The organism is Rhizobium mayense (assembly GCF_030272705.1).
Taxonomy (GTDB): Bacteria; Pseudomonadota; Alphaproteobacteria; order Rhizobiales; family Rhizobiaceae; genus Rhizobium; species Rhizobium mayense.
Window position 1 is genome coordinate 1 of sequence record NZ_JARFYM010000133.1, and the last position, 369, is coordinate 369.

The 369-nt window shown below is 58.3% G+C and carries 1 protein-coding gene; it reads left to right on the plus strand.

Going from position 1 to position 369, the window contains the following annotated elements:
- Positions 1-10: 10 nt before the first annotated feature.
- Positions 11-369, plus strand: a 359-nt coding sequence (locus PY649_RS34925) for a carboxymuconolactone decarboxylase family protein (protein ID WP_285873635.1), incomplete at its 3' end; no start/stop codon positions are given.

Here is a 369-nt window from a genome sequence, read left to right on the forward strand (position 1 = left end):
GGAGACTATAATGGCAAGATCTGCTGCTCTAAAGCCGGAACAGGTTCCGGCCGAATCGAAACCGACTCTCGATGCGTTCACCAAGAACGTCGGGTTCACCCCAAATATGATGGCGACCTTTGCGCAGAGCCCGATCGCCTTCAACGCATGGGCCACGCTGTTCGGCTCCATGAGCAAGGCGCTCGACGTGAAGACGCGTGACAGCATTGGTCTCGCCGTCTCCGAAGTGAACGGTTGCAACTACTGCCTGACGGTTCACAGCTTTACGGCCGAACATATGGCCAAGCTTTCGGCCGACGAAATCATCCTCGCCCGGAAAGGCCATGCCAACGATCCCAAGCGGGACGCCGCCGTCCAGTTTGCGCGCAA